The organism is Bacillus sp. MSP13 (genome assembly GCF_000815295.1).
GTDB classification, from domain to species: domain Bacteria; phylum Bacillota; class Bacilli; order Bacillales; family Bacillaceae; genus Bacillus; species Bacillus vallismortis.
In genome coordinates this window covers 47,371-63,985 of record NZ_JXAQ01000010.1, presented here as the reverse complement: position 1 = coordinate 63,985, position 16,615 = coordinate 47,371, and the positions used below count along the sequence as shown (strand labels likewise).

Below are 16,615 nucleotides of genomic sequence, written 5' to 3'. Positions count from 1 at the left end.
GGAGGGTTTTTCAATGGGAGAGCTTCAAACACAACTGCAATTGCAAACGGATACAATTCAAGAAGGGGTTCGAAAAGAGAATTGGTTTGCGAGAGCCATGAATATAAAAGTAGGCATCATACCGCTTCCTGTGTATGCCTTGCTGTTTATATTAATCACAGTTTTTGTGATGCATCACGATGTAAAAAGTGACATCTTGACATCCATTGCCGTCATGGCATTTTTCGGGTTTACCTTTGCCCAAATCGGCAAATCGATACCGATTGTTCGTTCTATCGGCGGCCCGGCCATCTTAGCTACGTTTATTCCGTCCGCTGTCGTCTACTATCACCTGCTGCCAAATGATATCGTCAAATCCACCACAGAATTTACAGAAAACTCAAACTTCCTTTACTTATTTATCGCCGGGATTGTCGTCGGAAGCATCCTCGGCATGAAAAGAGAAACACTCGTAAAAGCATTTATGAAAATCTTTATTCCGCTTATTGTTGGTTCTGTCGCGGCCGCTATTGTCGGACTGGCTGTCGGCACATTACTCGGGCTCGGATTTCAGCACACATTGCTGTACATCGTCATTCCGATCATGGCCGGGGGTGTCGGCGAAGGCGCTATCCCGCTGTCCATCGGGTATTCCGACATCATGCCCATGTCTCAAGGGGAAGCGTTTGCACTTGTTCTGCCGTCCATTATGCTGGGCAGCTTGTGCGCGATCATTCTTTCGGGGCTGCTGAACAGAATCGGAAAAAAAAGACCGGAATGGACAGGCAACGGCAAAGTGGACCAATCCGAGGAAGAGCACCCTGCGCTGGAGGAATCGCAAAGCGGACAGCAAATGTTCAACCTCTCCTTATTTGCGTCAGGCGGTATTCTTGCTGTTTCTTTATACTTAGTCGGCATGCTCGCTCACGACTTTTTTGGATTTCCGGCACCCGTTGCCATGCTGTTACTGGCTGTTCTGATTAAACTGTTCAGATTGGCGCCCGCCTCAATTGAAAATGGCGCGTTTGGGGTGTCCCGCTTCTTTTCAACAGCTGTGACCTACCCGCTGCTCTTTGCGATCGGGGTGTCCATGACGCCGTGGGACAAGCTTGTCGCCGCTTTTAACCTCAGCAATATCATAACCATTCTGTCTGTCGTTGTGACCATGATGGCCGTCGGCTTTTTCACTGGAAAGTGGCTGAACATGTATCCGATTGAGACCGCCATTATCAATGCATGCCACTCAGGACAAGGCGGCACCGGGGACGTCGCCATTTTAAGCGCCGCCGAAAGGCTTGAACTCATGCCATTCGCCCAGGTATCTACCCGAATCGGGGGAGCGATTACAGTGTCCTTAACCTTATTGCTGCTTCACCAGTTTTATTGATGCACCGCAAGCAAGTTCTTCGTCAAACGAAAGAGCTTGCTTTTTTTGCATATTCCTGTTTTTGCAAGTTCCCGCGCCATGCTATAGTAATAGTTGGAAATACTAGATAGAAAGGACTCTGGCATGCTTATGGGAACACATCTATTTCTCTATATGATTCTCGGGCTGGGACTTTATTTGATATCAGCCCTGGCAGCAAAACTCATTCCGGTCATAGACTTCTGGATCGATATCGTTCTTTGGGTTTGTGTTGCTGTGTATACCTTCTCTCATCAATCATTCATGGACGGCATTGTCTCGATCGCGACCATGTTTTACTGTTACTGGACCGCCATGGATCTCACTGTCTCAAAGCGCGCGGAAACACCAACGGGAGACTGGCAGGAAATCGAGCTTGCCAGAAACAAAACACGCCTTCTATCAGACGTCACACTGACCGCCGCAGTGTTTGCGGGCGCCATTATTTTTTTCATCTACGGGCCCGACTCAAGCCCTCTCAAATATGTGATTCTTTTGGGTGTGATTTCCGGCGGAGGGGCACTGGTGAAACGAATATGGAATGTCTTCAGTGTAAACGTTTTGTATTCGGCGTCCTTAGAAAAGTTGCACATTAGCTCTCGTTATGAAACCCGTACATACCCGCTTACTGATTTGAAAGGCATTCAGCTTGAATCAACGGCTGACCTCTTAAAGCTTCACCCGCTTCTGACGATGTATTCATCCCGTTTGGATCTGACCACAAGCTTTCAGCAGGTCATCAAGCTGTCTCTTCCCGGTGAAACGGTGTTTTTGACGGTGAAGGAACCGCAAAGGTGGAAAGCGATTCTCCGGGAATACACAGATTCGGAAAACAACGAGGACACTGTGATTTCTGTTTTGCCGTTTTATCATAGAAAAAATGTGAAGCGGCTGCTTGGGAAGCTTTATTTTGCCGCCAGCGTAAAAGGCGTATCAGCTTACGCCTTATTGGTGCTCGCGTTATACGCATTACATGCCTCCCCTTGGATCATGGGCGGTGCTGTGATGCTGTACTGGGTATTCAACATGTATCTGTCAGACCGTGTTTTGCGGGCGGCAATGGACGCCAGGCCTTGTCATCACCCGCATGTACAGGCAGCGGCCGACAAGATTTTCCGCAAGGCCGGCATTTCCCATGTCCGCATATACGAAACGGAGAGTGATGATTACAACGGAATGGCAGTCGGCGTGAATGTCGGAAGGTCAATGGTCATTCTGACAAGCGCCACACTAACACTTCCGCAGCGTGTCATCGAAGGCGTTCTGGCCCATGAAGCGATTCATATTAAAAAACGTGATGTTCTGTCGTCACAACTTTTGCGTTTTCTATATCTTGGAGCCGTCGTTGGCATCATCCTCTTATTTCAGCGGCATGTCGCCCACCCCGAGGCTTACAAAATCGCGCTTTGGGCTTTCATTATGACAATCATCCTTTTGTTTCAGCTGTATCAATCCTTTTGTTCACAATGGATGGAGGTGCGCGCCGACAACCTTGGCGCATCACTGCTGGAAGGCGGGTACAGCCAAATGGCCGAAGCCTTGAGGATCTTGGCGATTCGGCAGGATGAGGATATACAGAAACAAAGCGCCTACAGCGCTGAGGCAGATGAAGACGAGCTTCAGATCGACTCTCTCACCCGCGATAAAAGCTGGCTTTTCAGGTTCATTGATTTTCAGTTCGCACCACATCCCCCTATGTATTGGCGTGTCAGCACATTATTGTCAAATAAAGGGCACGGGGTGCTGAAGCGCTGGCTCAGAGACCGGCTGAAAGAATCAATCTCTTTGAAGTGAAACCGATCTCCACTTCATCCGTATAACAGATATGGTGAAAAAAGGGAGTGATGAGAAGTGATTGTGATCATCTTATTGATTATAGCTATTATCGTTTTTCTTTCAGTCATACAGCCGCAGCCCTCGGAAAACAAAAGCCGCCAGCAGGCGGACAGTGGTTTTTTCGGTTATTCAGATCATGGCTCGCACCATAATGGATGCGGCAATGACGGAGGCTTCAGCGATTCCGGATGTGGCGGAGGAGGAGACGGCGGTGTTTAAACGCCGCCTTTTTCATTTCATCGATTCGATGTACGCGCCAAATGACGCGCCCGACATGCCCGGAGATACGCGCACTCGGTGGAGGGCGTACATTCCCTGGTCTCTCGATGCCGCGCCCGGTTCTGTCATCACACCCATTTGATAGCCCGTTTCTTCGGCTGCCTTCAGCGTCTCCTCATTGTAGCGCCCTACCGGATAGCTGATCATGGAGGTTTCCTGATGAAACATGTTGTCAAACAGCTTTTTCGAATCAGCCATCTCACTGTACTGCTGTTCAGGCGATAACCCGTTCAGTTCAAGGTGGTCAATTGTATGGCTTTCAATTGATACGCCGTTCTGCGCCATTTCTTTCATTTGGTCCTCTGTCAGATGATGCTTACGTCCGATCGATTTGCCGATCATAAAAATCGTCGCCTTCATCCCGTACTTTTTCAGCACCGGATACGCGTCCTCGTAATTGTCGGTGTATCCGTCATCAAACGTGATCAATACGCATTTCTCACTCGGTTTTTTATCCTGCGTCAGCATAAGATATGCCTCTTTTGGCGTTACTGTCTGATAGCCGTTATCGTGCAGCCACTTCATATGCGCTTCGAATTCTCCCTTTGGGACACGGAGGCTGTTTCCAGAGGAAATGCTGTGGTACATCAAAATCGGCAGCTTTGCCAGTTTCTCTGTTTTGATCCATGTGGATGTATCTTCTTCTTGTTTCTGAACATGTACTGTTTTTTCTTCCGGTTTCTGTTGTTCCGCTTTCGGCATCTCCTGCTCCGCGTTCGCCTCTTGATCAGCGCAAGCCGCCAGAGCCAAGCAGCTCCCCAAAAGAAATATGATTACCATCAATCGTTTCATTGTTCTCCTGCTTTCTGTCTATTTCTTCCTCCTTTTTCATCGGTTTTTTTCTGGGATTTTCAAGTGCAAGAGATAGGAATGTTATTCAATATAGTTTATTAATATTAGATAAATTAGCAGCAAAGATTACTGAATACTCGGAGATAGTAATTGTTCTATCGAGGCACTGACATCGGGGAATAGCGCTCACAAATAAAGAGCGGCTAAAGGGGCATTCCGCTTTTTAAATTAGAAACAATAAAAAGGGAGCAGATGCTCCCTTTAAGTTTACCAAACTCTCACATGTACAACACCGAGCACACTATTCCCTTTATATAAAGTAATATTCGCTGTTCCCACTGCATTAGCTGTAACTGTACCATATGGATCTACAGATGCAACAGATGAGTTATCTGACCAATATTCAGTCGCTACTGAATTGTAAACAGAGGCTGTTTTCCCTACGTGTAACGGCGGCAAATTATAATTTTGAATCTTTATAATGTGTGACGGAGAAACAGTAATATTCTTAGCATCTGTCACAGGAGAGGAGCTTATTTCATGCGCTGATGCCACCCCACTAACTGATAAAGCTAATGCAGAAATCGATAACGCGGAAACAATAGTTTTTTTAACATTCATTTGAAACACTCCTTTGTCATATTTTTTGTTGCACAGTATAAATTCCACTAAAAGTAATTTATACCTTGTAAATAATTGTTAAATAACTGTGAACATCTTTTAGAAGATTATAAATTGGAATAAATTGTATATAAACTAAATGGATATACGAGTGAAAGCTAATATTTTCAATATGATGTAGCTAGAAAACCGCTGTTTATCAAAACTAGATTAATAAGGTTAAGGAAACTGATTCAGAACCAGCGAGGTTAACAGCCCAAGTGCAGCGATTAAACCTGTCATCGGACCGCTGTCTTCGTACGCCTCGGGCATCATCGTCGACGCAACCATCGCAATGATTCCCCCGCCCGCAAACGCCGCGATTGCTGACATTACTTCTTCAGAAGCGCCGTCGAGAAAGAAATACCCTGACCATGAAGCGAGAATTGAAATCATGAGCACCGCGCCCCAAAGCAGCAAAATTTTCTTTCTCGTATACCCGCTGCCTTTCATGCCTGCTGTACTGGACAGCCCTTCAGGTATATTGCTGATAAATATAGCAATCACCAAAAGGAGACTGACCGATTGTTCCTCAAGAAGACTAGCGCCAATCATAATCGATTCGGGTACAGCGTCCATGACGGTTCCGATAAAAATGGCGATTCCTCCGCCGCTGGCAGCTGCTTGTCCCGATCGTTTTCTATGTGACGCGCCTCTTTTAGAAACCGCGTAATCAAACATCGTAAAAACGACCGCTCCCGCAATAAATCCGGCGCCTGTCGATACAATTCCGCCTTCAGCCACTGCATCCCCGAGAAGTTCGTAAGCCGCCGCGCCAATTAATACGCCTGTGCCAAAAGCCATAATATAACCGATGATCTGTTTGCGAATCGAAAAAAACATGGACGCCAGCGCGCCCAGCAAAACAGCAGAGCCTGAGATCCCGCCCCACATTGCCGCATGCCACATCTCTATCTCCCCTTTCTTACCAACCACTACCCGCTGCGGTTTTTTCTGTAAACCTTAGAGAAAGAAAAAGCCGGACATGTCGCCATGTCCGGTTTTCTGAACCTATCGAATTCTCACTTCTGTCTCACTGTCAAAGAAGTGGCCTTTATTCATATCAAACGCAACCGTCAGCTCATCTCCAGATTGAATATCTAGACGGGCGTCGATCCGCGCAATAAAATCTTGATGATCAATCTGCGAATAAATCATGATTTCAGAACCGAGCAGCTCTGCGACATTGATTTTCGCTTTAATTGAAGAATTCTTATATGACTCCACGACAACCAATTCATCATGAATATCCTCTGGACGGATGCCGAAGATAACCTCTTTCCCGATGTAGCCCTTTTCACGCAGTACCTTCATTTTTCCTTCCGGAACGGTTAATGCGGCAGAACCGATTTTGATGACGCCCTCCGTCAGCTTTCCTTTGAAAAAGTTCATTGCCGGTGATCCGATAAAACCGCCGACAAACACATTTTCAGGGAATTCGTATACATCCTTCGGCGTCCCAATCTGCTGGATTTTTCCGTCTTTCATGACCACGATCCGTGTCGCCATCGTCAGCGCTTCTGTCTGGTCATGCGTCACGTAAATCGTTGTGGTTTGCAGTCTCTGGTGGAGCTTGATGATTTCCGCCCGCATTTGCACCCTCAGCTTCGCGTCAAGGTTTGACAAAGGCTCATCCATCAGGAATACCTTTGCATCCCGCACGATCGCACGGCCTAGCGCGACCCGCTGTCTCTGTCCGCCTGAGAGCGCTTTCGGTTTACGGTGCAAATATTCCTCCAGCCCGAGAATTTTAGCTGCTTCCTCTACCCTTTTTTTGATTTCAGGCTTTGGCATTTTCCGAAGCTTCAGCCCGAATGCGATGTTATCATAGACCGTCATATGCGGATAGAGCGCGTAGTTTTGAAAAACCATCGCGATATCCCTGTCCTTTGGCGCTACATCATTTACCCGTTTTCCTTCAATATAAAAATCGCCTTTTGTAATTTCCTCAAGTCCTGCCACCATCCGCAGCGTCGTTGATTTTCCGCAGCCGGACGGGCCGACGAATACGATAAATTCCTTATCGGCAATGTGAAGGTTAAAGTCATCAACAGCCGCTTCCTTCTGATCATAATATTTAAAAATGTGCTCCATCCGCAATTCAGCCATCTTATATCCCCCTTGTAATTGTAAACGCTTTCTTAATTCGAGTGTAACAGCATTTCCATATCGTTGAAATGGGCAGGGTTCATAAAATCAGCAGCCATTTTTCGTGCAGATTTCCAATTTATTCTGAACCTTCGCTCTGCAAGCAGATAAAATAAACGACTAGCGCGCCTTTATATGTTTTAATGTCTATCCCCGACCGCTCAATAAATCTATCAATTCGATATTGCAGGCTGTTGCGGTGCAGATGCAGCTGTTTCGCCGTTAACGTCACATTTGAGTTGTTTTCAATATAGAGCTTGATGGTCTTTCTCAGCTCAGGCTCATTTTCAAATAAAAGCTCAGCTTCTTCTGAGAGCTGCGTTTTCAGCTTTTCTTTTTCTGTTCCCAATAATAAAATGGGGAAAATGACCTCAAAGGTCATACTCTGCATCTGAGGCAGCCGTTTTTCTGCAAAGAGAAAATACGTCTGTTCGCGGGTGTAATGTGTACGAAGGCTTTCATCCGTTTCATAAAATCTACCAGCGTAAAAACGGACACTGAAGTAGAAATCACTCTCGAGGACCTTAGCAAGCGATTCCAGTTCATCCTTCCCCGCCGCCGCTTCACTTTCCTGCTCGACAATCACGCCTCTGTCCTCATGCATCCACACAATCACAAAAGGCACCGGCCAAAAATGGCGAACCGCTTCCGCAAATGACGTCCGCTCTATTTTGCCGATCAAATGAAAATGAACAAATCTCGTCCGCTTCTTGGTATTCGCCGGCACTTCCCCTCTCGAAAATAGAAATGCTAACCACTTGTTTTCTTCCGGCGACTTCAAAGACATTTGATTGACCTCATCCGCAGGCGTCAAAAATGACTGAAGCAGCAATAACTCTTTTTCGCTAATTTCTGTTTTCGGAATGGAAATATATCTCTGGTTGTTCTCATCAAAAAAACAGAGACAGCCATCCTGTACGCAAAGCTCTTCAGACACAATCGAACCGGGATAAATAGACAGCAGCGATTTCATATGGTCTCCTCTCTTATGTAAGGATCTGTATTTCCAGTATAAGGCGAAACACACAAGTTCTCCAATAAAAAAGCGTATATCCGGCACAGGAAGACGAGAAACTGAAAGGGAAAGCCGATTCGTTTACATATCGGTCTCAACGGAAATAGAATAGTAATGCAGGACAAAAGGAGGATGATCATCAATGGCTTTAGAAGCGTTAAACAAAAGTTTTATCAATGGAAAATGGACAGAAGGGGAAAGCGGACGTACGGAGGATATCTTGAATCCATACGACCAGTCTGTGATTACAACAGCATCTCTGGCAACAAACAAGCAGCTGGAGGATGCGTTTGACATTGCACAGCGATCGCAAAAAGAGTGGGCCAAGAGCACAACGGAAGACCGAAAAGCAGTCCTGAAAAAAGCACGCGGTTATTTAGAGGAAAATCGTGATGACATCATTATGATGATCTCCCGCGAAACGGGCGGAACCATTATTAAAGCGACAATTGAGCTTGAACAAACCATTGCAATTATAGATGAAGCCATCACGTATACCGGTGAATTAGGCGGTATCAAAGAGGTTCCATCTGACATTGAAGGGAAAATCAATAAGATTTACCGCCTTCCGCTCGGCGTGATTTCATCGATTTCTCCATTTAATTTTCCGATGAATTTATCAATGAGAACAATTGCTCCCGCAATCGCGCTAGGAAACAGCATTGTTCACAAGCCTGATATTCAAACCGCTCTTTCCGGCGGAACGATCATTGCGAAAGCGTTCGAACACGCCGGTCTTCCTGCGGGTGTCCTTAACGTCATGTTGACGGACTTAAAAGAAATCGGTGACGGCATGCTGACAAATCCAATCCCTAGATTAATCAGTTTTACGGGATCAACCGCGGTTGGACGCCACATCGGTGAAATCGCCGGGCGTAACTTTAAACGAATGGCCCTTGAGCTCGGCGGCAACAACCCATTTGCCGTCCTTTCAGACGCGGATGTCGATCGTGCTGTAGACGCAGCAATTTTCGGGAAGTTTATTCACCAGGGACAAATCTGCATGATTATCAACAGGATCATCGTTCACCAAGATGTGTATGATGAGTTTGTTGAAAAATTCACCGCCCGTGTCAAACAACTCCCGTACGGCGATCAAACCGATCCGAAAACCGTAGTCGGCCCGCTGATCAACGAGGGCCAAATCGAGAAAGCGCTGGAAATCATTGAACAGGCAAAAGCAGACGGCATCGAGCTTGCGGTTGAAGGCAAACGCGTCGGAAACGTACTCACACCGTATGTTTTCGTCGGTGCTGACAACAACAGCAAAATTGCCCAAACCGAGCTGTTCGCCCCGATCGCCACCATTATCAAAGCCTCCAGCGATCAGGAAGCGATTGATATGGCAAATGATACTGAATACGGGCTCAGCTCGGCGGTCTTCACTTCTGATTTAGAAAAAGGTGAAACATTCGCTCTGCAAATTGACAGCGGCATGACCCATGTCAACGATCAGTCTGTCAATGATTCGCCGAACATCGCCTTTGGCGGAAACAAAGCAAGCGGTGTCGGCCGCTTCGGAAACCCTTGGGTGGTCGAGGAGTTTACCGTGACAAAATGGATTTCGATTCAGAAGCAATACCGCAAGTATCCGTTCTAAACGAACAAATCCCTCTGCTTCACCCGCAGAGGGATTTTCTTTATTTCGATATATCAACAAACCCTTCGCCAAACACATCGCGTACGTCATGAACGATCACAAACGCTTTTTTGTCGCAGCTTCTGATGATTTTCTTCAGCATGGACAGCTCCTGTTTGTTAACGACGATATACAAAATCTCTTTTGACTGGCCCGTATAGCTCCCCTTCCCTGATAAAATCGTCACGCCCCGATCCATCAAGGTATTTACTTGCTCTGAAATCTCACTCTTATGTTCCGAAATGACCGTAATCGCTTTCTTCGTATTCAAGCCTTCAATAATGAAGTCCATCACTTTCGTACCGATATACAGCATCACGATCGTAAACATCATTTTTTCCGCGCCAATAATAAAATAAGAGCTGAATACCACAATTAAATCAAAGAACAAGAGCGCATAGCTGATATTCCAGTCTAAATATTTATTAGCGATTCTCGCCAGAATCGCAGAACCGGCTGTCGTCCCGCCGACACGAATAATCATGCCAATACCGATTCCCGCAAATACACCCGCAAAAATCGCATTGATGATCAATTCATCAGACGGCGTGCTCCACCCATGTGTCAGATGGAGGAATAGCGAATTCGCCGCTACGGCAATGATGGTATAGACAGTGGTTTTACCGTCCAGAAACTTGTAGCCGATTAAAAGCAGAAACGCATTTAAGATAAAGTTTGTTATCCCAGGAGACCATTCAAATACATAATACAAGATCAGCGTAATCCCTGTGACCCCGCCTTCCCCAAGGTCATTGGGAATCGCAAACAAATTCACCGCAAGCGCGAAGAAAAAAGCGCCAATTACAAGCATAAGCACATCCAGTATTCTTTTTTTCATCACGAAAACACTCCTTCTCCAGATAGTATCAACAAAAAAACCCAGGAGTACGCTCTCGCAAAAAGAGCAGAAACTCCTGGGCTTTTATCCCACCGTGTCATAACAGCAAGGCTGTTATGTGTTTTCTCTCGGTCACAGTCCAATATGCATTGCGGAACCCTAGAAAACCACTGTTTTTATCATATCTTCTTTACTTTCCAATATTAGCATTATAAGGGACGGTGTGAATTGGTTCAAGGGGTATTTGCGATGATTTATTCATTAGATTAAGAGAAACAAAAAAGATCATTATCTGTTAATAAATGAAAGATTCGGCCGATATGATAAAAAGTGCCTTTTTAATAAGATATAAATTAAAATATTTTTTCCGATTTATCATTGACTACATGAAAATATATAGGCAAAATAGAACATATGTTTAAAGAAATTAATTACATAGGAGGAAATATAATGTCAGGAAAGCTACTACACTGTAAAGCTTGCGGCCAAGAGATCGCAAAAGGTGTTAAGAAATGTCCCAATTGCGGTAAAGATCAACGCAACTTTTTTATGAGGCATAAAATCATTACATTTATTCTAGCGATAGTAGTCATTATCATTCTTGCAAACATCGGAAACAGCGAAGACTCTCAAGCTTCTACTACAACTGGCTCCGATTCTAAAAAGTCAACAAAAACAGTACAAAAGGCTGATATAGAAAAACTATATACTAATGCCGATCAATTTAAAAATTATAAAGTCGATCTGTATGTAAAGGTTTTTGACGTTGAACAAGACGACGATGGCACATACCTTCAAGGCTATAACAATCCGGAAAAGTTAAGCAAGAATACACTTATTATGAGCGACGACTCTGATTTAGATATTAAAGATGACGATATTATTCATGTAGTCGGTACCGTGAAAGATAAATATGATGGTGAAAACGCATTGGGTGGTTCTGTTTCAGCGCCGAGAATCATTGCCGATTCCATTGAAAAAAGCGACTATGCAACAGCTTTCGCCCCAGCTCAAAAAACAATTAACGTGGATAAAACACAGAACCAGCACGGATTTGCACTTACGCTTCAAAAAGTTGAACTTGCGGAAAAAGAAACTCGTCTTTATGTTAAGATAGAAAACAAATCACAAGATGAAATCAACTTTTATGACTTCAATGCCAAAATCATCGCTGATAATAAACAGCTTGAGCGTAAAGACGACCTATCAAGTTATCCTAAAATTCAAAGTGAAATCTTACCAGGAGTTAACACTGAAGGGGTTATTGTTTTCCCTAAAATTGAAAGCAAAACAGCAAAAATTATGTTAGAAGGATCTTCCGAAAATTACGATATAACAATCAATCCATTTACATTTGAAGTAAACTTAGATCAATAGAAAGAAGGACTGGGGGAACCCCCAGTCCTTTTGTTTATGATTTTACACTCTTATACCCATTCACATTAGAAGACTGCCATCTCCAGGAATCGGCGCACATTTCCTCAAGGCCGCGTTTTGCTTCCCAGCCCAGATCCCGCTTGGCTTTTGCGGGATCTGCGAAGCAGGTCGCAATGTCTCCAGGGCGTCGGTCCGCAAAACGGTACGGAACCTCTTTTCCTGACACTTTTTCAAAGGATTTGACCATTTCTAGCACGCTGTAGCCTGTGCCTGTTCCGAGGTTGTATGCTTCGGCTCCTGTGGTGTTCAATACTTTTTCCAGCGCTTTGACATGGCCTTCTGCGAGGTCAACGACATGAATATAATCGCGTACGCCTGTCCCGTCTTTTGTCGGATAGTCATTTCCGAATACGCTTAATTGCTCCAGCTTGCCTACCGCTACCTGCGCCACATATGGCATGAGGTTATTCGGAATGCCGTTCGGGTCTTCACCGATCCGTCCGCTTGGATGAGCGCCGAACGGATTAAAGTAACGAAGCAACGCAACGCTCCACTCATTGTCGGCTGTATATAGATCACGCAAAATTTGTTCCAGCATAAGCTTTGTCTGTCCATAAGGATTGGTCGCGCCTAACGGAAAGTCCTCCGTAATCGGCGATGTTTCCGGAATGCCGTAGACTGTCGCGGACGAACTGAACACGATTTTCTTAACACCGTATTTCTCCATGACCTCACATAACATAAACGTTCCTGTGAGATTATTATGATAATATTTGAGCGGAATCGCAACAGACTCACCGACCGCTTTTAACCCCGCAAAATGAATCACAGCTTCAATCTCGTTTTCCGCAAAGACTGTTTCTACCGCTTCCCGGTCCAATAAATCCGCTTCATAGAACGTTACATCTTTTCCTGTAATCTCCTTGACGCGGTTCAGCGCCTCAGCCGAACTATTCGACAGATTATCTAGAACGACAATCTCATAGCCGATATTTAATAATTCAACACATGTGTGGCTTCCGATGTAGCCCGCGCCGCCTGTAACAAGTATTGCCATGAAGTATAACCTCCTAAAGAGAATGTATTGTTTACTATTATAAAGTTTTCAGAAGCTTTCCACATCCATTTTCAAGAAGTTTAATCGTTTATTAATCATTTGTTCATATTCTTCTTACACCCTTGCCAGTATTTCAATAGAGATCTCAGCGAGAATGTGCCCCTTCATTTCCTGATAGAGATGATTCATATAAAAGCCCTGCTGAAGATTCAGCTCTGTGTCTAAAGCATAGACCGTCAGCGTGTAAGCATGATCCTTGTCAGGCGGTGTCGGCCCGCAATACTGATGAATCACCTTTGGATTGCAGCTTCCCGCAAGCGGTGAAGCAAAGCTGTTTTGCCCTTGTATCATCAAGTCCTGTCTTTCCTCGCTCGCATGCTCAGGAAGTTCTGCGATGCGCGCCGGAATGTTTGCCGCTGTCCAGTGAATCCAGCTGAATCCGCATACGGGAATGGCGTCATGATCAATGAAAGTAAGCGCGAGCGTCTTTGCGCCGGGCGGGACGTCCTCAAAACGAATCGGAAAGGATACAAATGGATTCCCTTCTCTTTTATATTTTTCATCAGTGTATTTTGAAAACTTGTCATGTAAATACGGATTTGCTTCTACGTATATGTTCATATATGAATCCCTCTCTCTATTTTCTCATTCTATAGGTATACTAAACGAATGGATGTATAATCAGTGAAAAGCAAATGCGTATGTTCACTTAACAATTTGTTATTGATTACTTGCAGTGAAGGAGATAAGTTATGGATTTAAAATGGCTGCAAACCTTTATCGTCGCAGCGGAATCAGAGAACTTCAGAGAAACGGCTGAGCGTCTTTACCTCACCCAGCCGGCTGTTTCTCAACATATACGAAAATTAGAAAATGAACTGGACATGCGGCTGTTTTTGCATCCCGGGAGACGCGTCGTCCTGACTGACGAAGGCAGGCTGTTTCTGCCTTATGCCAAAGAAATGATCCATGTATACCAAGCGGGAAAGCAAAAAGTCAGCCAATGGAAGCAGGGATACAGCCGTTCACTTACACTGGCCGTCCATCCCTACATTGCGTCCTATATCTTGCCTCGTTTTCTCCCGACTTATATCCAAAAACACCCGCATGTTGAACTTTCAACTCATGTGGCTGGATCTGATGAGATCAAAAAAGCGGTGGAACAAAATGAAGCTGATATTGGTTTGTCGCGGAAAGATCCGAACGCAAACACGCTCTATTATCAGCACATATGCGAAGGCACGCTGTGTCTGGCGGCTCCTTTCCAGGAAAACACGACTGCTGATGCTGCTTCTGTCTTCAGCCATTATCGGCTTCTCACGCATGATCATCCTGCATATGAGGATGCTTTTTTATACAACATCCGTTCACATTACCCTCACCTTCAAACGATGGCTGCCGGGCAGATTGATGCGGCTGTCCATATGATAAAAGCGGGAATGGGGGCATCATTCCTCCCCACCTACATCATCAAGCAGGAAGAGGCAGAAAAAAAGCTGATGGCTGTCAGCACGCCCCCGCAACTTAAATTGCCGGCGTCCCAGACGTTTATGATGTGGAAAAGAAACAGCGAGGACATTCAGCACTTTCACGCCATGTTACATGACTTTATGCAGCGCGAACAAGTATAGCATCTGAAAAATCAATCTGCCGGTTGACGTTTTCTTTTCCAATATTCGCTATGCTTCATACAGAAAGGATTTGATGACATGGCGATGAGCCCCTATATTCCAAGACCGGACACAGGCAGTCGTGTTTGCCATTCGTAACGGTATTGTGCAATAGAAATCTCTCGTCCCGCCATGATAAGATAAGACAAAGGAGATGATTGGAAATGAAAGAAGAAATCATGAAACGGTTTACTACATACGTAAAAGTCGACACGCAGTCTGATGAATCGGTCGACACCTGCCCTTCCACACCCGGCCAATTGACGTTAGGAAATATGCTTGTTGATGAATTGAAATCAATCGGCATGCAAGAGGTAACCATTGATGAAAACGGCTATGTCATGGCGACTCTTCCTTCCAATACAAATAAAGACGTGCCGACAATCGGCTTTCTCGCCCATGTTGACACCGCCACAGACTTTACCGGCAAAAATGTCAATCCGCAAATCGTTGAAAGCTATGATGGAAAAGACATCGTTCTGAACGAAAAGCTGAAGGTCATCCTGTCACCTGATCAATACCCAGAGCTAACTGGCTATAAGGGCCACACACTCATCACCACAGACGGCACAACCCTGCTCGGCGCGGACAATAAAGCCGGGATTGCCGAAATCATGACAGCCATGGATTACCTCATCAAACACCCTGAAATCAAACACGGCACCATCAGAGTGGCCTTTACGCCTGATGAAGAAATCGGCAGAGGGCCGCACAAATTTGATGTGAAACGATTCAATGCGTCCTTTGCCTATACAGTTGACGGCGGCCCGCTTGGCGAGCTTGAATACGAAAGCTTCAATGCCGCTGCCGCAAAAATCACAGTTAAAGGCAACAACGTACACCCCGGCACTGCAAAAGGAAAAATGATCAACTCCGCGAAAATCGCGATGAAGCTCAACAGCCTGCTGCCTGCAGACGAAGCACCTGAGTATACAGACGGCTATGAAGGATTCTACCACCTGCTGTCCATTCAAGGAGATGTAGAAGAAACAAAGCTTCACTACATTATCAGAGACTTTGACAAAGAGAACTTCCAAAGCAGAAAACAAACGATGAAGCGTGTCGTTGAGGAATTGCAAAACGAATACGGGCAAGACCGGATTCAGCTTGATATGAACGATCAATACTACAACATGAGAGAGAAAATCGAACCTGTCATCGAAATCGTCAACATTGCAAAGCAAGCGATGGAAAACCTCGGCATCGAACCAAAAATTTCTCCTATCCGCGGCGGAACGGACGGTTCCCAGCTGTCCTATATGGGACTCCCGACGCCAAACATCTTTACCGGCGGAGAAAACTTCCACGGCAAATTCGAATACATTTCAGCCGATAACATGGTCAAAGCCGTCAACGTCATCATTGAGATTGCAAAGCTGTTTGAAGAACAGGCATAATGCCTAATGCCAAAGCCAGTCCAAAAAAGGACTGGTTTTTTACGTGAAAATGAAACATTTCTCATGCGTCCTCCGTAAAACAAATATCAACGGTTGAGGAGGAGAAACAATGACAAAACATGCAATCGCTGCAAAAAGTCTATTAAAAAAATGGTTTATGACCCGTCCGCCTATCATCCAAAAGAAATCAAGCGCATTTCAAAAAATCAGAAAAATGTTCAAACGCTTCTTCTAATCAGTCATCCCATTCCCCAAAACCACTATCTGCGTTTCCTCGTACCACCCAAATGCTCCGTGATTTGGGTTTTTTGTGTTCAATTGCGTAAAATAGGGTATACATCAAACAAGCACGAAAAAAACCATCCAAAAACAGGAATTTTGAATCACATAAATTTAGGTTAAAAGTAATATAAAGGGATTTATTTTTCTGTCGATAGTAACGATAGAACCAATCACCAACAAGAGAAATCACCATGATATAAGACTATTTTCAGGCTATCAGGTTAGACTGTTTTAGAGGGGC

Annotated in this window: 15 protein-coding genes, 1 pseudogene and 1 riboswitch; of the genes and pseudogenes, 8 read left to right on the top strand and 8 right to left on the bottom strand. The window is 45.0% G+C overall.

Annotated features, from left to right (window positions below; all coding sequences use genetic code 11):
* Positions 1 to 13: 13 nt before the first annotated feature.
* From cimH to SC79_RS10905, 3 genes are all read left to right on the top strand, one after another.
* Positions 14 to 1,366 carry a citrate/malate transporter CimH gene (gene cimH / locus SC79_RS10915; protein WP_039075056.1) on the top strand — a complete coding sequence of 451 codons (1,353 nt, stop codon included), beginning with the start codon at positions 14 to 16 and terminating at the stop codon, positions 1,364 to 1,366.
* Positions 1,367 to 1,489: 123 nt separating this feature from the next.
* Positions 1,490 to 3,178, top strand: a complete 1,689-nt coding sequence (locus SC79_RS10910; RefSeq protein ID WP_082022669.1) for a M56 family metallopeptidase — start codon at positions 1,490 to 1,492, stop codon at positions 3,176 to 3,178.
* A 57-nt stretch (positions 3,179 to 3,235) separates the two neighbouring features.
* Entirely contained in the window at positions 3,236 to 3,439 is a 204-nt protein-coding gene (locus tag SC79_RS10905) for a hypothetical protein (protein ID WP_039075055.1), read from the top strand.
* 12 nt (positions 3,440 to 3,451) lie between these two features.
* On the opposite strand, the gene SC79_RS10900 is transcribed toward SC79_RS10905, so the two are convergent.
* From SC79_RS10900 to SC79_RS10880, 5 genes are all read right to left on the bottom strand, one after another.
* The gene (locus SC79_RS10900) at positions 3,452 to 4,291 is read right to left on the bottom strand and encodes a polysaccharide deacetylase family protein (RefSeq protein WP_039075054.1); all 840 of its coding nucleotides are present in this window, start codon (positions 4,289 to 4,291) and stop codon (positions 3,452 to 3,454) included.
* A gap of 267 nt (positions 4,292 to 4,558) precedes the next feature.
* Entirely contained in the window at positions 4,559 to 4,912 is a 354-nt protein-coding gene (locus SC79_RS10895; protein WP_039075053.1) for an Ig-like domain-containing protein, read from the bottom strand.
* Between the two features lie 219 nt (positions 4,913 to 5,131).
* Positions 5,132 to 5,860: a ZIP family metal transporter gene (locus SC79_RS10890; RefSeq protein ID WP_039075052.1), complete on the bottom strand. Its 729-nt coding sequence runs from the start codon at positions 5,858 to 5,860 to the stop codon at positions 5,132 to 5,134.
* 102 nt (positions 5,861 to 5,962) lie between these two features.
* Entirely contained in the window at positions 5,963 to 7,060 is a 1,098-nt protein-coding gene (gene msmX, locus SC79_RS10885) for a maltodextrin ABC transporter ATP-binding protein MsmX (RefSeq protein ID WP_039075051.1), read from the bottom strand.
* 118 nt (positions 7,061 to 7,178) lie between these two features.
* Positions 7,179 to 8,072, bottom strand: coding sequence for a PucR family transcriptional regulator (locus tag SC79_RS10880; RefSeq protein ID WP_039075050.1), 894 nt, complete (start codon positions 8,070 to 8,072; stop codon positions 7,179 to 7,181).
* Between the two features lie 184 nt (positions 8,073 to 8,256).
* On the opposite strand from SC79_RS10880, the gene SC79_RS10875 reads away from it, so the two are divergent.
* Positions 8,257 to 9,714, top strand: a complete 1,458-nt coding sequence (locus SC79_RS10875) for an aldehyde dehydrogenase family protein (protein ID WP_039075049.1) — start codon at positions 8,257 to 8,259, stop codon at positions 9,712 to 9,714.
* Positions 9,715 to 9,754: 40 nt separating this feature from the next.
* Here the strand turns inward: SC79_RS10875 and SC79_RS10870 are convergent, their stop codons facing one another.
* Positions 9,755 to 10,591, bottom strand: a complete 837-nt coding sequence (locus SC79_RS10870) for a YitT family protein (protein ID WP_039075048.1) — start codon at positions 10,589 to 10,591, stop codon at positions 9,755 to 9,757.
* A 71-nt stretch (positions 10,592 to 10,662) separates the two neighbouring features.
* Positions 10,663 to 10,765: riboswitch (guanidine-I (ykkC/yxkD leader) on the bottom strand.
* A 276-nt stretch (positions 10,766 to 11,041) separates the two neighbouring features.
* Between SC79_RS10870 and SC79_RS21660 the strand changes: the two are divergent.
* Positions 11,042 to 11,380, top strand: a pseudogene (locus SC79_RS21660) (DUF4352 domain-containing protein); the annotation flags it as partial.
* A 622-nt stretch (positions 11,381 to 12,002) separates the two neighbouring features.
* Here SC79_RS21660 and galE read toward each other — a convergent pair.
* Positions 12,003 to 13,025: a UDP-glucose 4-epimerase GalE gene (gene galE / locus SC79_RS10860; protein WP_039075047.1), complete on the bottom strand. Its 1,023-nt coding sequence runs from the start codon at positions 13,023 to 13,025 to the stop codon at positions 12,003 to 12,005.
* Positions 13,026 to 13,139: 114 nt separating this feature from the next.
* Positions 13,140 to 13,646: a YbhB/YbcL family Raf kinase inhibitor-like protein gene (locus SC79_RS10855; protein ID WP_039075046.1), complete on the bottom strand. Its 507-nt coding sequence runs from the start codon at positions 13,644 to 13,646 to the stop codon at positions 13,140 to 13,142.
* Between the two features lie 131 nt (positions 13,647 to 13,777).
* On the opposite strand from SC79_RS10855, the gene SC79_RS10850 reads away from it, so the two are divergent.
* The 3 genes from SC79_RS10850 to SC79_RS21535 all read left to right on the top strand — a co-directional run bounded on the left by SC79_RS10850 (position 13,778) and on the right by SC79_RS21535 (position 16,327).
* A complete protein-coding gene (locus SC79_RS10850; protein WP_039075045.1) occupies positions 13,778 to 14,656 on the top strand; it encodes a LysR family transcriptional regulator in 879 nt (292 codons plus the stop codon).
* 203 nt (positions 14,657 to 14,859) lie between these two features.
* Positions 14,860 to 16,092: a peptidase T gene (pepT, locus tag SC79_RS10845; protein WP_039075044.1), complete on the top strand. Its 1,233-nt coding sequence runs from the start codon at positions 14,860 to 14,862 to the stop codon at positions 16,090 to 16,092.
* Positions 16,093 to 16,201: 109 nt separating this feature from the next.
* A complete protein-coding gene (locus SC79_RS21535) occupies positions 16,202 to 16,327 on the top strand; it encodes a hypothetical protein (protein ID WP_052245596.1) in 126 nt (41 codons plus the stop codon).
* Positions 16,328 to 16,615 lie beyond the last annotated feature (288 nt).